This window comes from Paraburkholderia sp. AV2 (assembly GCF_054968425.1).
In genome coordinates, this window is the sequence record NZ_JBANLK010000016.1 from 29,137 (window position 1) to 42,692 (window position 13,556).

Annotated in this window: 15 protein-coding genes; 11 read left to right on the forward strand and 4 right to left on the reverse strand. The window is 60.7% G+C overall.

Annotation, left to right across the window (positions count from 1 at the left end; all coding sequences use genetic code 11):
- Nucleotides 1-416 precede the first annotated feature (416 nt).
- Nucleotides 417-701, reverse strand: coding sequence for a DUF4148 domain-containing protein (locus V8683_RS13715; protein ID WP_411191399.1), 285 nt, complete (start codon nucleotides 699-701; stop codon nucleotides 417-419).
- 901 nt (nucleotides 702-1,602) lie between these two features.
- Between V8683_RS13715 and fdxA the strand changes: the two genes are divergently transcribed.
- The 10 genes from fdxA (at nucleotide 1,603) to V8683_RS13765 (ending at nucleotide 9,606) form a co-directional block, all read left to right on the forward strand.
- Nucleotides 1,603-1,926: a ferredoxin FdxA gene (gene fdxA, locus V8683_RS13720; protein WP_411191398.1), complete on the forward strand. Its 324-nt coding sequence runs from the start codon at nucleotides 1,603-1,605 to the stop codon at nucleotides 1,924-1,926.
- A 62-nt stretch (nucleotides 1,927-1,988) separates the two neighbouring features.
- Complete coding sequence (locus V8683_RS13725; protein ID WP_411191397.1) at nucleotides 1,989-2,792, forward strand: c-type cytochrome; 804 nt, start codon at nucleotides 1,989-1,991, stop codon at nucleotides 2,790-2,792.
- Nucleotides 2,789-3,772 carry a c-type cytochrome gene (locus V8683_RS13730; RefSeq protein WP_411191396.1) on the forward strand — a complete coding sequence of 328 codons (984 nt, stop codon included), beginning with the start codon at nucleotides 2,789-2,791 and terminating at the stop codon, nucleotides 3,770-3,772. Before V8683_RS13725 ends, V8683_RS13730 begins: the two co-directional genes overlap by 4 nt.
- Nucleotides 3,765-3,905: a hypothetical protein gene (locus V8683_RS13735; protein WP_411191395.1), complete on the forward strand. Its 141-nt coding sequence runs from the start codon at nucleotides 3,765-3,767 to the stop codon at nucleotides 3,903-3,905. The genes V8683_RS13730 and V8683_RS13735 overlap by 8 nt, the downstream gene beginning before the upstream one ends.
- Before the next feature lie 12 nt (nucleotides 3,906-3,917).
- On the forward strand, nucleotides 3,918-4,448 hold the full coding sequence (locus tag V8683_RS13740; RefSeq protein ID WP_411191393.1) for a cytochrome c oxidase subunit II: 531 nt from the start codon (nucleotides 3,918-3,920) through the stop codon (nucleotides 4,446-4,448).
- Nucleotides 4,445-6,199 (forward strand): cbb3-type cytochrome c oxidase subunit I, encoded by a 1,755-nt coding sequence (locus tag V8683_RS13745; RefSeq protein ID WP_411191392.1) that lies wholly within the window; start codon nucleotides 4,445-4,447, stop codon nucleotides 6,197-6,199. Before V8683_RS13740 ends, V8683_RS13745 begins: the two co-directional genes overlap by 4 nt.
- Nucleotides 6,200-6,262: 63 nt before the next feature.
- Complete coding sequence (locus tag V8683_RS13750) at nucleotides 6,263-6,856, forward strand: SCO family protein (protein ID WP_411191391.1); 594 nt, start codon at nucleotides 6,263-6,265, stop codon at nucleotides 6,854-6,856.
- A 62-nt stretch (nucleotides 6,857-6,918) separates the two neighbouring features.
- A complete protein-coding gene (locus V8683_RS13755) occupies nucleotides 6,919-7,599 on the forward strand; it encodes a cytochrome c oxidase assembly protein (protein ID WP_411191389.1) in 681 nt (226 codons plus the stop codon).
- A 261-nt stretch (nucleotides 7,600-7,860) separates the two neighbouring features.
- A complete protein-coding gene (locus V8683_RS13760; RefSeq protein ID WP_411191388.1) occupies nucleotides 7,861-8,652 on the forward strand; it encodes a substrate-binding domain-containing protein in 792 nt (263 codons plus the stop codon).
- 27 nt (nucleotides 8,653-8,679) lie between these two features.
- Nucleotides 8,680-9,606, forward strand: coding sequence for a LysR family transcriptional regulator (locus V8683_RS13765; RefSeq protein ID WP_411191387.1), 927 nt, complete (start codon nucleotides 8,680-8,682; stop codon nucleotides 9,604-9,606).
- 45 nt (nucleotides 9,607-9,651) lie between these two features.
- Here V8683_RS13765 and V8683_RS13770 read toward each other — a convergent pair whose 3' ends face one another.
- Nucleotides 9,652-10,359 (reverse strand): TetR/AcrR family transcriptional regulator, encoded by a 708-nt coding sequence (locus V8683_RS13770; protein WP_411191386.1) that lies wholly within the window; start codon nucleotides 10,357-10,359, stop codon nucleotides 9,652-9,654.
- On the opposite strand from V8683_RS13770, the gene V8683_RS13775 reads away from it, so the two are divergent.
- Complete coding sequence (locus V8683_RS13775; RefSeq protein WP_411191384.1) at nucleotides 10,358-11,245, forward strand: MBL fold metallo-hydrolase; 888 nt, start codon at nucleotides 10,358-10,360, stop codon at nucleotides 11,243-11,245. The two genes, V8683_RS13770 and V8683_RS13775, sit on opposite strands and share 2 nt — an antisense overlap.
- A gap of 16 nt (nucleotides 11,246-11,261) precedes the next feature.
- Here the strand turns inward: V8683_RS13775 and V8683_RS13780 are convergent, their stop codons facing one another.
- Entirely contained in the window at nucleotides 11,262-12,266 is a 1,005-nt protein-coding gene (locus V8683_RS13780; RefSeq protein ID WP_411191382.1) for a sulfotransferase family protein, read from the reverse strand.
- A gap of 193 nt (nucleotides 12,267-12,459) precedes the next feature.
- Complete coding sequence (locus V8683_RS13785; RefSeq protein WP_411191381.1) at nucleotides 12,460-13,554, reverse strand: hypothetical protein; 1,095 nt, start codon at nucleotides 13,552-13,554, stop codon at nucleotides 12,460-12,462.
- Nucleotides 13,555-13,556: the final 2 nt, after the last annotated feature.

The window sequence follows — 13,556 nt, forward strand, 5'->3', positions numbered from 1 at the left end:
GGCCGTGTAGAACGCCTGCAATTTGAACCACGGCCAGGCCGGGCCAGCACCCTTGACGAGAGTATTTCGACGCTTGCTTTCGGAACAAGTCGGCGAGCTAGTTGGAGCGCCAATGTCCCGACAATGAGCAGTAGTGCGCCGGCGATGCTGTTGTCGGTGCGCAGAAGGACGTCGGAGAGGGAGATTGACACCGACGTCAACGCCATGTGAAGGGCAAGGAGTACCGATGGCGGTTTCATCACGTCACCTTGTCTTCGTCAGGGGCGGTCGGCAGATGGGGGCATCGCCAGCGACGATGCCCACGAGCGGGCCGGTACTTAGGGTGGAACGTAGGCGGCGCCGTTTGGATGAGCCGTGCGCGATCAGGTTCTGAAACAGGGTGCGCACGACTTTCTCCTGCCGACGCATGCAGACGGCTAATGGCTGGTTGCTGCAGCCGGCCCCCCGGCTTCCGACGTGCCCGACATTGCCGAGCCGCCAACCGCGCTGTTTGCCTGCTCGGCGGCAATCTTCGCTTCCGCGGCCTGAATGTCTTCCGGATAGTTATCGCCATTACTGTTCGGGTTGTAGCCGGCCTTTTCCAGTTGAACCAGTTCCGCACGTACCTCGGCGCGCGTGACCGGCGCAGTGCTTTGGGCAAACGCCATTGCCGAAACGGAGAGGGCGCTGATTGCGATCGTGAGAGTTGCAAGTGCTTTCATGATGTGCTCCTTCAAGTGGATATAGCGAAGCGATGTACTACCCGATAAAGAATTTGGCGGATTGTCTGAGAATTGCTACTCAATGGAACATTGCAAACAAAGGCCTGTCATTTCTCATCGGGAAACTGGTATTCGTGATTTAACGGAAAAAATTAATAACCCTGTCGGCTGGTACTGACGTAGAGCGAACCAACAGTAAAGCCACCACCGATATCTGCTTTTCCCATGTTCGCCATTGAGGGAGACTTGCTGCCATCAATCGCGAGTCGGTATGCAAAGATTAATCGGGCGGAGGCGAAGCGAAAAATACAAACTTTCGATGCGAGCTATGTCAAGCGGTTATGGCAGCCGTGAACGAGGGCGAATAAAGCGCATCTTTGTATGGATGCACTTTCCCGTCAGACGCGATCGCCTCGTCCAGGGCGCCAAACAGGTGACCGTTTATCGGGCGTCTTTGGCGGCTCCGTGCTGTCCGATTGAGGCGTCCCCTGGATGGCCTCGGCCCGGCGTTGAACATTCCATGGAGGGGGCGGACGGTATGCTTTGAAGTGATGGCGGAGATGCCAATATTGTATTTTCGGCGACGAGGTCATTACTTTAGACTTCACGCCGGTAGCCAGGGACGGCCGCTTTAGCGGGAAAATGCAAGGGAAATGCATCACTGAACTCCTCTTCCCGCTTCGGTCCGTTTCCACTGCTTTGATGGTTGCGAGGTAGACGTCCGGCAGAGTTCCATTCTGGCTTTTGCAACAACGCCTGGCGCTGAGTGCCACCCCTCCAGCAAGTGAATCGAATGCGTCGTGGCGCATCGCTTGAATCTCCGATGCATCCGCGCACGATTGTTGGTCGGCCGGATTTTTTTGTACTTTTTCCGCGATATCCGCGAGCAGGAGTTGCTCGAATGACTCATGTTGTGACCGAGAGCTGCATCAAATGCCGCTATACCGATTGCGTCGACGTCTGCCCGGTGGATTGTTTTCGCGAGGGGCCAAACTTCCTCGCAATCGATCCGGACGAGTGCATTGACTGCGCAGTGTGCGTGGCCGAGTGCCCGGTGAACGCCATCTATCCGGAAGAGGATGTGCCTGCCGATCAGAAGCAGTTCACCTCCCTTAATGCCGAATTGGCAAAGGAGTGGCCCAGTATCACCAGGACCAGGGCGCCGTTACCTGAGGCTGAAGAATTCAAGAACATTGCCCATAAATTCGCCCTGCTCGAGCGTTGAAGCCGGCCATTTGCGGGCCGCCTGTGAAGGAATATTCACGTACTCTCCAGGCACATCGGCGAATGACGATGAATAAAAATCGGTCGATATCAAATTCCACTACATCCAACGCAATGAAAGAGCGCACGCCGTACAACGTTCGAAAACGCTTACCTGGTGGACGAAGATCTGCGGTGATCAATATCCGGACCGCGTGGATCGCGGTACTGCTCGGTTTCTCTTTTTGCATTCAACGCGTGGACGCCGGCGAGGACGTCGCGCAGTCGGGGCAGCGTATTGCAGTGATGGGCGATGGGCACGGACATGCGAGTTGCGCTGCCTGCCATGCAGCGAATGGCGCGGGTCAACCGGCATTGGGTATTCCCAGACTGGCTGGTTTGCCGGCCGATTATCTGGTGCGGCAGCTAGCTTATTTCGCTGACGGCGAGCGCGACAGCGTCATCATGGCACCCTACGCAAAGCGGCTCGACGCTGCTCAAAGGGAGGCGGTGGCACGCTACTTCGCGTCTCAGGCTCCCCAGACGTTGGACGCCGCATCACCTGCGCCGTCGGCTGAGTTGCTGGCGCACGGCAAGGATCTCTACGAGCATGGACTCAGCACATTCCATACGCCAGCCTGCGTGCAGTGCCATGGTATTGGCGCGCAGGGCGTCGATGGCTTTTCGCCGTCGCTCGCGGGGCAATCGCCGGGATATGTCGTGCGCCAGCTCAAGCAATGGCGATCAGGAGTACTGCGCGGCGCTACCGGGAAATTCATGCGAGCCGAGGCCGCGCATTTGAGCGATCGGGATATAGAGGCAGTCGCATCGTACGTCGCCACGCTTCCCGCCACTTCCAATGCCGGTTCGAATGGAGACGGACAATGATAAAGCGCGTGAGCGTGGCCGCCGCTGCCCTGATAATCGTCGCCGGCGCGATCTGGGCAGGCGTGTGCGCTCTTCGACATTCGGTCATGGCCGGAGGTGCCGCGCAGGCCGCGGCCTTCCAACCCCCGCCGGACTCCGCCATCCCGAAAGACCAATTCGGTGACATGGTCCGGCAGGGCGAGAGGATCTTTCACGATACCGGGAAGTACGCACCAGCGTTCGTCGGCAACAAACTCAGTTGCGTCAACTGTCATCTTGCGGGCGGGCGGCTGGCCAATTCGGCGCCGATGTGGGCAGCCTACATTTCGTATCCGGCCTACCGGAGCAAGAACGGTCATGTGAATACCTTCGCTGAGCGGCTGCAGGGGTGCTTTCGGTACAGCATGAACGGCAAGGCGCCGCCGCTTGGCGATCCCACGCTTGTTGCACTCGAAACCTATGCTTATTTTCTCGCGAAGGGCGCGCCGACTGGCGTGCCGATTCAAGGGCGTGGCTTTCCCAAGCTCCCGAAGCCGGACAAGCCGGCGGACTATCAACGCGGCATGGGTATCTATGCGCAAAGCTGTGCCATGTGCCATGGAGCCAACGGAGAGGGAAAATATTCAGACGGACACCTAACGTTTCCGCCTCTCTGGGGTGCGCAGTCGTATAACTGGGGCGCCGGAATGGCGGGCATCGGCAATGCCGCCGGGTTCATCAAGGCAAACATGCCGCTGGACCTCGGCGGCACGCTGACCGTTCAGCAGGCGTGGGACGTGGCTACCTACATCGACAGCCAGGTTCGGCCTCAGGATCCCCGCTTTACGGGAGACGTTGGAGAGACGCGCAAGAAGTACCACAACTCGAAATCGTCGATGTACGGGACGACGGTGAACGGCGTCCTGCTGGGCGACCCCGCCCATACGCCGCCATCGGGTACGGTGCCGCCGGCTTCCACTCCCGTGGTCGCGGGACCGCAAACGGAGGTCGATCATGAGTGAGCGCAACACGACCAGGCCGCGAACCCATGAACCGGTCAAGCCGGTGGGCACCTGGGTGGTAGGCGGCTTTCTGCTTGCGACGGTGCTGGGTGTCTGGCTGCTGGTATCGCTGGTGTTTATATCGAGAAGCTAAGGAGAGGGACTCTTGGATTCCATTTCATCGCAAGCGGCGTATGAAGATGCTTTTCACCGGGCCGCGGAGCGGCATGAGCGTGCATGGGTTTTCGTCGTGCTCGTCATGCTTGCCTTGCTGCTGGTCGGGACCATGTTCTACGTGGTATTCGACTACGGCGTCATTACGCGAGGAACCGCGTTCTTCCGTCAGCCTGACGCGGTCATGAACGATCCTGCTTTTCGTGAAGGCAAGGTCGTTCAGACCGGTGCAAACCAATACTCCGTTTACATGGTCGGCCATGCATGGGCCTGGTCGCCCGGCGTAATACACATAAAAGAGGGTGCGCAGGTGACCTTCTATGTCACGAGTACGGACGTACTGCATGGCTTCGAGGTGCAGGGCACGACTATCAACGTCACTGCGATGCCCGGGGCGGTGAGTAGGGTGGAATATAAATTCGAGCGAGCCGGAACGTACTACGTCATTTGCAACGAATATTGCGGAATCGAACATCATTCGATGATTGGCCGCATCGTCGTCGATCCGAAAGAGAAATCATGAGCGCCGTCTTCCCCTCTTCGCCGACATCGGGCACGTCGGCCACATCGGTACCGCGAATGACGCCGGCGCAACGCACGATGCTGGCGTTTCTCGTGACCGGCTTCTCTGCCCTGATGATTGGCGCAACGATTGGCCCGCTTCAGGCGCTCAACTACGGCGGCATCAACGCGTATCCGTTCCTGCGGCCCCTGCTGCAGACTTACTACCAGGGATTGACCCTGCACGGCGTCCTCAACGGCTATGTGTTCACCTTCTTCGTCACGTGCGGACTGCTTGTCTACCTGCCTTCGCAGGAGCTCGGGCTGACGCCGAACCTGCTCGTGTGGCGCGCCGGCTTCGGCTGCATGGCGGCGGGTGTGGTCATGCTGCTCGTGGCCATGTTCGACAATTCCTCCAGCGTTCTCTGGACGTTCTATCCACCGCTGAAGGGGAGTCCCTGGTTCTATCTCGGCATGACCCTGCTGGGTCTCGGCAGCGTGTTCCCGCTTCCTGTGGTGCATGGCATGCGAAAGCGCTGGAAGCGGCACAATCCCGGGCAGATTACGCCGCTTGTCACCTACATGAGTTTGATTACGATGTGGATGTGGGCGCTTTCGGCGATTGGCATCGTGCTGGAACTGGTACTGCAACTCGACCCGTGGGCGCTTGGCATGATCGATACCGTCGATCCGCTGATCAGCCGCACGCTCTTCTGGCTCACAGGCCATCCGGTCGTGTATTTCTGGCTTATGCCGGCCTACGTGTCCTGGTACGGCCTGCTGCCGAAGCAGGCCGGGGGCAAGCTGGTATCCGACCCGATGGCGCGGCTGACCTTCATTCTGCTGCTGGTATTCTCGCTTCCTGTGGGTAGCCATCATCAGTTCCAGGATCCGGGATTCTCAAACGTCTGGCGCGGAATTCTGACTGTGTTGACGATGTCCGTCGCACTGCCAAGTTTGATTACGGCTTTCACCATCGGCCTGTCACTTGAATACGCGGGACGGCTGCGGGGCGGGCAGGGCGTGTTCGGGTGGTTCAAGGCACTTCCATGGCGCGATCCGGGTGTAGCGGGCCAGGTACTGGCTGCCTTGACGTTTATTCTTGGCGGCGCGAGCGGCATCGTGAACGGTAGCTGGCAACTCGACAATGTGGTGCATAACACCACATTTTTGCCGGGTCACTTCCATCTGACCGTCGGCAGCGTTAGCGCGATGACGTTCATGTCGATTGCATTCTGGATGGTGCCGCATCTGACCGGACGAGAACTGATCAGTCGACGCCTCGCGCTCGTTGCTGTCTGGGCCTGGTTTGCAGGAATCCTGACATTCTCGCTCGGCATGCTGTGGGCCGGTCTTTACGGAGTGCCGCGCCGGGCATGGGTTTCGGAGCTGCCGTCTTCCGCATATGATGCGCTCTATGGTGCCGCACATGTCCCGCTCGCACTGGTGGCGTTCGGCGGCATTATCCTCTGGGTGGCCATCGCATGCTTTTACGTCGTGTTCTTCGGCTCGCTTCTTGCCGGAGCACGGCGGGAAGCGCGGGCTCCAATTCCTTTTGCCCAGGCGTTCGGCAGGCGGGAGAGCTATGCGCTCGATGCGGCCGGAACGGCAACTCCCCCGGAACATGAGCACGATTCGCCGACTGCTCGCGCGCTTGAACCGGTTGGCTGGTGGTCCTTGTTTGCCTTCGTGGTCATGCTGGCTGCCTATTTGCCGATCTTCTGGTCGTTGCTGGGGCACGTGGTTCACGCGCCCGGCTGGGTGCTCTGGTAACTGGACCGCCAGATCACGATGACCCGCTTGCTAACCCTCCGGCGCTCGACATGGCGGTCGGCCTTGAAAGCAGCCATGGTGCTCGTGGGCATGCTGGCGATGCTTTGGGGCTACGCTGTGCTGGGCAGGCAGGCGGCATTCGAGGGGACGCCCCTCGTCGCACGGCAGGCTCCGCCGCTCGCCCTGCTGGACGATGACGGCCGCGCGTTCACGCTGGCATCGCTACGGGGGCGCGCGGTGCTTGTCTATTTCGGGTACACGCATTGCCCAGACGTCTGTCCGACGACGCTGGCCGCGCTGCATCCGGTCTTCGACCAGCTCGGCGCGGAGGCGGCGCGCGTGCAGGTGCTCTTCGTTTCTCTCGATCCCCGGCGAGACACGCCTGCATTGCTGCACGGGTATCTCGCTGCGTTTGCGCCGACACCGCTGGGTCTGACGGGTACGCAGCAGCAGGTCGCCGAGGCGGCCCGCGCCTGGGGGATCCATTGGCGATATGCCGGGAACGGCCGCTTCATCGACCATACTTCCGTCGTCACTTTGGTCGACCCGGAAGGACGAATCCGGGTTCGTTACGGGTATGCGCAGCTCGCCGACTCTCGTGCCATGGCGCGTGATGTTCTGCGCATATTGCACGAGTCTGATGGACGGGCATCGTGAGGGCGGACTGGAATGCCGCCGCGCTGGCGGCGTGGCTGTGCATAAGCGGAACGATTCCCGTGATGAGCATCTATGGCGTCACCCGCAGAGGGTGGCACTGGCGCCACGGGCTTGCCGGTCTCGCTGCAGCCGTTTGCATGGCCGGCTCCGTACTCGGCCTGCGCAATCCCCTGGCGTCGATGGCCAGCTACAGCGCGGCGCTGATGGTGCTCAATCAGTGGGTGCCCCCGTTGTTGCTGATGTCGGTTCCCGCTGCCGAATGGACGCGCTGGCGAGGCGTAGCCGCACCGAAGCCGGCTCGCAGTCTGGCCGGCTGGCTGCTGGATCCCTGGGTAGCCATGACGGTGTTCGCGACATTTTCCGTGATGGTGAGCCTTCCAGGCCTATTTGAACCTGCGTTGGCAAATGCACTATTCAGCGCGCCGCTTGGCCTGCTTGAGCTTCTCTCAGGTCTGCTGTTCTGGGCTCAGTTGTCACGCAGCTTGCGCACGTTGCGATACGACTGGCAATCGGGCCTGTATGGGCTCGTCGGTTCGTTGCCGATGATGGCGGTTGCTACTGTCTGGATGCTCTCGGCCGACATTCTCTACATGCCCTACGTGGACGTCGTTTGCCAATGGAATATCTCGCCGCTGGCCGACCAGCATTGGGCGGGCTTCGTCATGCTGGCAATGGGCTTTCCGCTGCAGATAGCGGCCGCCTGGCGTCTGGCGCAGCCAAATGCGTCGGTGCTACAAGACTGAACGACACACGTTGCGATGCCGCGGGCGCACCCATTCTCCACACGGACGCCAGGAAGCCGTTCTCGTGCAGCAGAGCTACGGCAATACGAGTCAATGCTTCGTCTATCGTCTGTTGATTACCACGACACGTGGGTCGTTCACTGACCCGGAACGCACATCGATACAACCAGAAAAATATTCCCATCGCTCCGGAATAAGCGCTGCGCAGCAGTGTTTGCCGGCTTGTACGCCAATTCATAACAGTCCTCACGGAAACCCGTCATGAAGCTCGCAATTCGCGCCGCCGCTGCGCTCTGTCTGTCGCTCGCCTGCGGCTATGCCGCTGCTCAGTCCACACTGCATGTCTATGGCCCGGGCGGGCCGGCACCCGCGATGAAGGAAGCTGCCGCCGCGTTCGAAAAGGAGACCGGCACCCATGTCGAAGTTACAGCCGGCCCCACGCCCGCCTGGATCGACCAGGCCCGTGCCGACGCCGACCTCGTCTACAGCGGCTCTGAAACGATGATGTCCGACTTCGTCGTCGCCATGGGCGACCAGCTAACACCCGCGGCGCCCACACCGCTCTATCTGCGCCCGATGGCGATCCTCGTTCGCCCCGGCAATCCGCATCACATCCGGGGACTGGCCGACGTGCTCAAGCCTGGCGTAAAGGTACTTGTCGTCAACGGCGCTGGGCAGAACGGCGTCTGGGAAGACGTGGCAGGCCGCCTCGGCGACATCCGCACGGTCGAGGCGCTGCGGCACAACATCGTCAGCTACGCAGGCAACAGCGCCATCGCGCGCCAGGCATGGATCGCACAACCGGATATCGACGTCTGGCTCATCTGGAACATCTGGCAAGTGGCGAATCCCGCTCTCGCCGACACGGTACCCATCGAGCCGCGCTACGCCGTCTATCGCGATGCAGGTATTGCGGTAACGAAGCGCGGAACCGACAATTCCGCATCTCAGCAATTCGTCGATTTCCTGAAGTCGCGCGAAGGCGCGGCGATTTTCGCCCGCTGGGGCTGGGTGACGGGCATCCCGCACATGCGCGGCAAAACGGCCGCCTGAGCGCCACTTTTTTTTCGAGTCACCGACGTGATCAACTTCACCCATCTCCTCGCCTTTTATGAAGTGGCGCGTGCCGGCAGCGTCAGTGCGGGTGCCGAGCGGCTGCACGTAAGCCAGCCAGCCGTGACGCGCGAGATCCGCGAACTGGAAGACCGGCTGGGCGTGATCCTGTTCGACCGCCTGCCGCGCGGCGTAGCCCCGACCGAGGCGGGGAAGATACTGTTCGACTATGCGGACCGTATCTTCACGCTCGCGGACGGCGCGGAGAACCAGTTGAAGGAGCTGACGGGGCTCGGCGCCGGTCATATGAAAATTGGCGCGAGCGCCACGCTCGGCGTGTACTTCGTGCCTGAAATGATCGCGCAATTCAATGCTCGCCATCCGCGCGTCGCGATAGACTTGACCGTCACCAATACCGAGCGGGTCGAGACAGGCCTGCGCGACTTGACATTCACGTTGGGATTCGTCGAAGGCCCGTTTGACGACACGGTCCTACATGCGCGCCGCATTGGCTCCGATGAAATTGCGGTCGTCGCTGCGGCAGGCCATCCTCGCGCGGAAACCCGCCTGCGCGCCGGCGATTTGACCGATCAGGTGGTCATTATGCGCGAGCCGGGCTCCGGTACTCGCGCAATTGTTGAGGAGGCCTATTCACGGGCCGGTCTGGCTATTATGCCGCTGATGTCTATTAGCGATACTGAGGCCATCAAGCGCATGCTGCTTTCCCAGCGTGCGTTGGCCTACGTGTCCGTGCTCAGTGTGAAGGACGAACTTCGGCGTGGAGAGCTGAAAATCGTCGATGTCGAGGATCTGCGTATCGAGCGGCCGCTGCATATGGTCTGGAACAAGTGCCGTTCACTGTCCCCCAGCAATCAGGCCTTGTTCGATCTCGTCGTCACAACAGTGGCAGCTATCGGCGACGCTGGCTTATCTGCTGGAAGAGCGCACGATTAAAGTGACGGGAGAGGTTCAGCCTCTCTGAACGCCGTGCCGCTTCACTTATACCGGATTACCCGCACGCGCCCCGAAAAACGCAGCCAGACCACGCGCGTGTCCGGCTGGATCGACGTCCCGCATGATGGACATCTGCACGACGTAGCCGAGGATGATCGACTGCAGCGCCTTGGCCACCTCGGTCGCATCCGTGTGCGGCGTCACCTCTCCTTCCTCCCGCCACCTCAGCACCTGCGCGACGAGCTGTTCGCGAAAGCCCATATAAAAGCCGCGAATGAGCTCGCGCACCTTTTCGTCGCGTTGCGCCTCGCTCCAGCCGTGCATGGCAATGGCGGCGAGGTTGTAGTCCTCGCGTTGACTAAACGCTTCGATGTCGCTCGTCACGCGCTCCACAAGGGCTGCGGGCGCCAGACCCTGCGCGACGATCGGCTCCAGCAGCTTGCCTACCGCGGTGAGCGAACTGGAGATTGCGCTGAAGATGATGTCGTCCTTGCCGCCAAAGTACCGATACATCGCGCTGGCGGACAGGCCCGCTTCCTTGATGATCTGTTCCATGGTCGTGGCCTGGACGCCTTCCCGATAGAAGCAGCGCCAGGCGGCGTCGAGAATCTGCGCACGGCGCATATCCCGGTGGGCGTCGGAAATTTTCGGCATGACGCCAGTGTAGCAGGGAAAGGGAATAAATATTCCTTGATTTTTCAGGGGCGCGTCGTAACATAAGGGAATATTTATTCCTTTTTTGGGGCAGTCCATGGCCAGCCCGAGCACCCTCAAGGTCCATCACCTCAACTGCGCCTGCATCCAGCGTCTGCGCATTCATGGGCGACAACTGGCCTGCCACTGCCTGCTTATCGAGACGCCATCCAGCGGCCTCGTCCTGGTGGACACCGGACTGGGTATCCAGGATCTTGTTGACCCGGTGAAGCGCCTAGGCTTCGCCTTCACGCATCTCTATGCGAATCCCCGCCGCGATCCGTCGCTTTCGGCCGTGGCCCAGATTCGCGCGCTTGGTTTCGATCCGGGCGACGTGCGCCATATCGTGATGACGCACATGGACCTCGATCACGTGGGAGGGCTGGCGGACTTCCCGCACGCGAGCGTCCATCTGCATGACCGGGAGCTGGAAGCCTGCACCGCGCGCCGCTCTTTCAAGGACAAGCATCGCTATCTGCCCGCCATGTGGGCGCACCAGCCGCGCTATGAAACGTACAGCGAGGAGGGCGAGCCGTGGATGGGCTTCGAGGCCATCCGTGCACTGCGCGGTCTGCCGCCCGAAATCCTGCTCGTTCCGTTGTTCGGGCATACGCTGGGACATTGCGGCGTGGCCGTGCAGGATGCGCAGGGATGGATGCTGCACGCGGGGGATGCCTATTTCGACCCACGCGAAGTTCATGGCATTCGACGGCAATGTGCATGGCAGGTGGGCCTGTTTCAGGCGGCCGTCCAGACCGTGCGGCGCGAACGCCTGCGCAATCAGGCGCGGCTTCGCGCGCTGACAGCCACGCATCCCGAGATGCGTGTATTCAGCGCACACAATCCCTGGGAATACGCCGTTGCGCTTGGCGAACCCGTCACCGTCAACGGGGAACAGGCAACGCCCGCGCGGCCAGTGGCCCGGGGACCGCTCGGTGTTGGCTAGCGACTTCGCGTGCCCATCAGGGCAACGTCCGGCACCGCATCGCGCGCAGCGGCGCCGTGATTTGTCTCAGCAACGACATCATCTTGCTATCCGACTTTTCCTGGGGTTGCGCCAGTGTCAACTCGTCGAGATGGCACTGGGCGTCGAGAATCGCCACCTCGAGATCGGCCCGGTACGGCTCTTCGTCAGCGCGACTGACCGCGACCAGCGCGGCGAAAAGCTCGCGCACCTCGTGCGGTATCGCTTGCCTGTGTTCGAGTTCCTGCGTTCCGAATCGCCAGTGTTGAAGTGTCCGGTCGAGAAACTCGCGTTCGAATGTCCGTGTGCGTTCATTGTCGAGCGCGAATCCAAGATGTTTTGCAATCCTCTTCAACTCGTCGAGCGGGGCATCCAGCAGGCTGTCGTATTCGACGATCACGCGCGACTTGCCGCGAGTGGACTCCAGTGCGGAAAGCATGTGGCTCAGCCATAGTAAATACGATCTCTTCAGCGCAAAGCCATTCCTTCTTTGCAGCGATAGCCCGACACTGAGGGGATTTCTGACGGCAATGACATAGGCGACGCGCAAACCGATCTGATCGAACACGGGCTGCCAGAAAGGCAGAAGGCGCGGCAGGCGCGGATCCTTGAGCGCGAATGTCCTGGCGCGGCATTTTTCTCTCAGGATCGAAGCGGCTCTGGCTCGAAGCACAGCAAGTTTCATGGGGTCGATGCTCCCGAAGTCCACGGGTGTCAGCGTATGCCACGTGGACTGCGCAGCGGCGAGAATCTGCTCGTTGATTTCGACGATGTCGAGATCTTCGAAGAAGCCCTTGTCGTTTTCGCCGGCTTTGGGCGTGCCGAGATGATTGCCAAGATCGGCACCCATGGTGTCCATGGCACGGACGATGACGCTCGTGCCTCCCCGATGCATGCCGAGGACCACGATCAGCGTATTGGCATCGGGCGTGGCCGTCGGCGGCGCAATGGCCGGTTGCAGAAGGTCCAGTTCGTCATTTTCTACGGATAGCGGTGTAGTCACCTTGACCCCATCTATATGAACGAGACGCAAGTACGCGCCACCCGATCAGTGCGGGTTTCGACCGTGCGATGAGATGAAGCGATCGAGGAAATCCACGGCGCTACGCGGCTGGCGTGGCCGTGTTGTGCGAAACGCGCGAACACGTTTCCCCGGCGAGCCCGGCGTCGAGACGATCGCTGCGAACGGCGCTTCCTCATCCCTGGTAGCGCCACGCTCCGGATATTTCGGCAGCAACGGAAAGCTTCTGTCTGACCAGTTCTACGATATCCGTTCGCTGGTTTCCGGATTTCGTCATGCGTGCGAGCAGGAATCTTTGCGCGAGGGAATGCACGGGCCCCGGTACCCTTCCGTCGATTCCCAACATCCGGCGAACACCTCTCCGGGATTCGTCGACAAGGTTTCTCGCGTCATTGAAGTGTGGACAGATGCCGGTATGCGCCTGAAATTGCGCGCTTACCTCCGTCGCGTAGTCGGGAGATTGTCCGAGGCGATCCGTGTCGACAATCAGGTCCACGTGGCCAAGCATTTTCCAGGCGTTGAGAATCCATAGGGCAACGAATGCCGTATAGGCGTCGCTACCTTCAACCGTCCGGACATACTCGTTGCAAGCGGCTGCGTAGGCGTCTTGCGAGGAAGGCGCGGCAGGCGGCAGCTTGACCCCGCATGTGGCAATCACTTCCCTGACCAGCGGCTCGCTCTGGTTGAGTCCCAGGACGCGGTACGGTGCGGCAACAAAATACGGGTTTCCCCATTCCTGTTTCAGTAGCCAGCCCGACGCGAACTGCGAGGCAGGATTTCGCAGAACGCCAGCGTGTATGACATCGGGGAACGCATTCTTTAGCCACGCGGTGCGGCCTTGCGAGCGGCAAAACTTCAGGACGGGGATTTTTCCGCAATTTGTCGAGTTGTCGCAAAGATGCCGGAGATACGATTGCAGGGCCGCAAACCCGTCATCCGGTATGTCGCCGAAGCGGTCGATTCCGAAGTCTTTCCGGTATCCCGCTACGCCGCGCGCGTGTGCTTGCAGGAGGGGCCGATACTCTTCGAAGTAGGGCGCGTGCAGTGCCGGGTGGCCCGAGCTATGGACCGGACGCAGGTCGGACAGGGCGGCCGCGTCCAGCTCGCCGATCGTTGCGCTCAGCGGCTCATAAAGGGCATTGACCGACTCCAGTTTGCGGAATCGGGACCATACCCACGTTCCCGCGCTTCTCCACCCCGTATGTAAAAAAATGCCGCGTGCGTGTTCTTTTCCCGATTCGACCGGATTGTGATGATTGGTGGTTTGCATTG

Excerpts from the sequence above, each read along its gene's own strand:
- V8683_RS13770 (WP_411191386.1), bottom strand. The coding sequence starts at position 10,359 with ATGGACTGCCCCAAAAAAGGAATAAATATTCCCTTATGTTACGACGCG.
- fdxA (WP_411191398.1), top strand. The coding sequence starts at position 1,603 with ATGACTCATGTTGTGACCGAGAGCTGCATCAAATGCCGCTATACCGAT.
- V8683_RS13775 (WP_411191384.1), top strand. The coding sequence starts at position 10,358 with ATGGCCAGCCCGAGCACCCTCAAGGTCCATCACCTCAACTGCGCCTGC.
- V8683_RS13725 (WP_411191397.1), top strand. The coding sequence starts at position 1,989 with ATGACGATGAATAAAAATCGGTCGATATCAAATTCCACTACATCCAAC.
- V8683_RS13760 (WP_411191388.1), top strand. The coding sequence starts at position 7,861 with ATGAAGCTCGCAATTCGCGCCGCCGCTGCGCTCTGTCTGTCGCTCGCC.
- V8683_RS13735 (WP_411191395.1), top strand. The coding sequence starts at position 3,765 with ATGAGTGAGCGCAACACGACCAGGCCGCGAACCCATGAACCGGTCAAG.
- V8683_RS13785 (WP_411191381.1), bottom strand. The coding sequence starts at position 13,554 with ATGCAAACCACCAATCATCACAATCCGGTCGAATCGGGAAAAGAACAC.
- V8683_RS13745 (WP_411191392.1), top strand. The coding sequence starts at position 4,445 with ATGAGCGCCGTCTTCCCCTCTTCGCCGACATCGGGCACGTCGGCCACA.
- V8683_RS13715 (WP_411191399.1), bottom strand. The coding sequence starts at position 701 with ATGAAAGCACTTGCAACTCTCACGATCGCAATCAGCGCCCTCTCCGTT.
- V8683_RS13755 (WP_411191389.1), top strand. The coding sequence starts at position 6,919 with ATGAGCATCTATGGCGTCACCCGCAGAGGGTGGCACTGGCGCCACGGG.
- V8683_RS13730 (WP_411191396.1), top strand. The coding sequence starts at position 2,789 with ATGATAAAGCGCGTGAGCGTGGCCGCCGCTGCCCTGATAATCGTCGCC.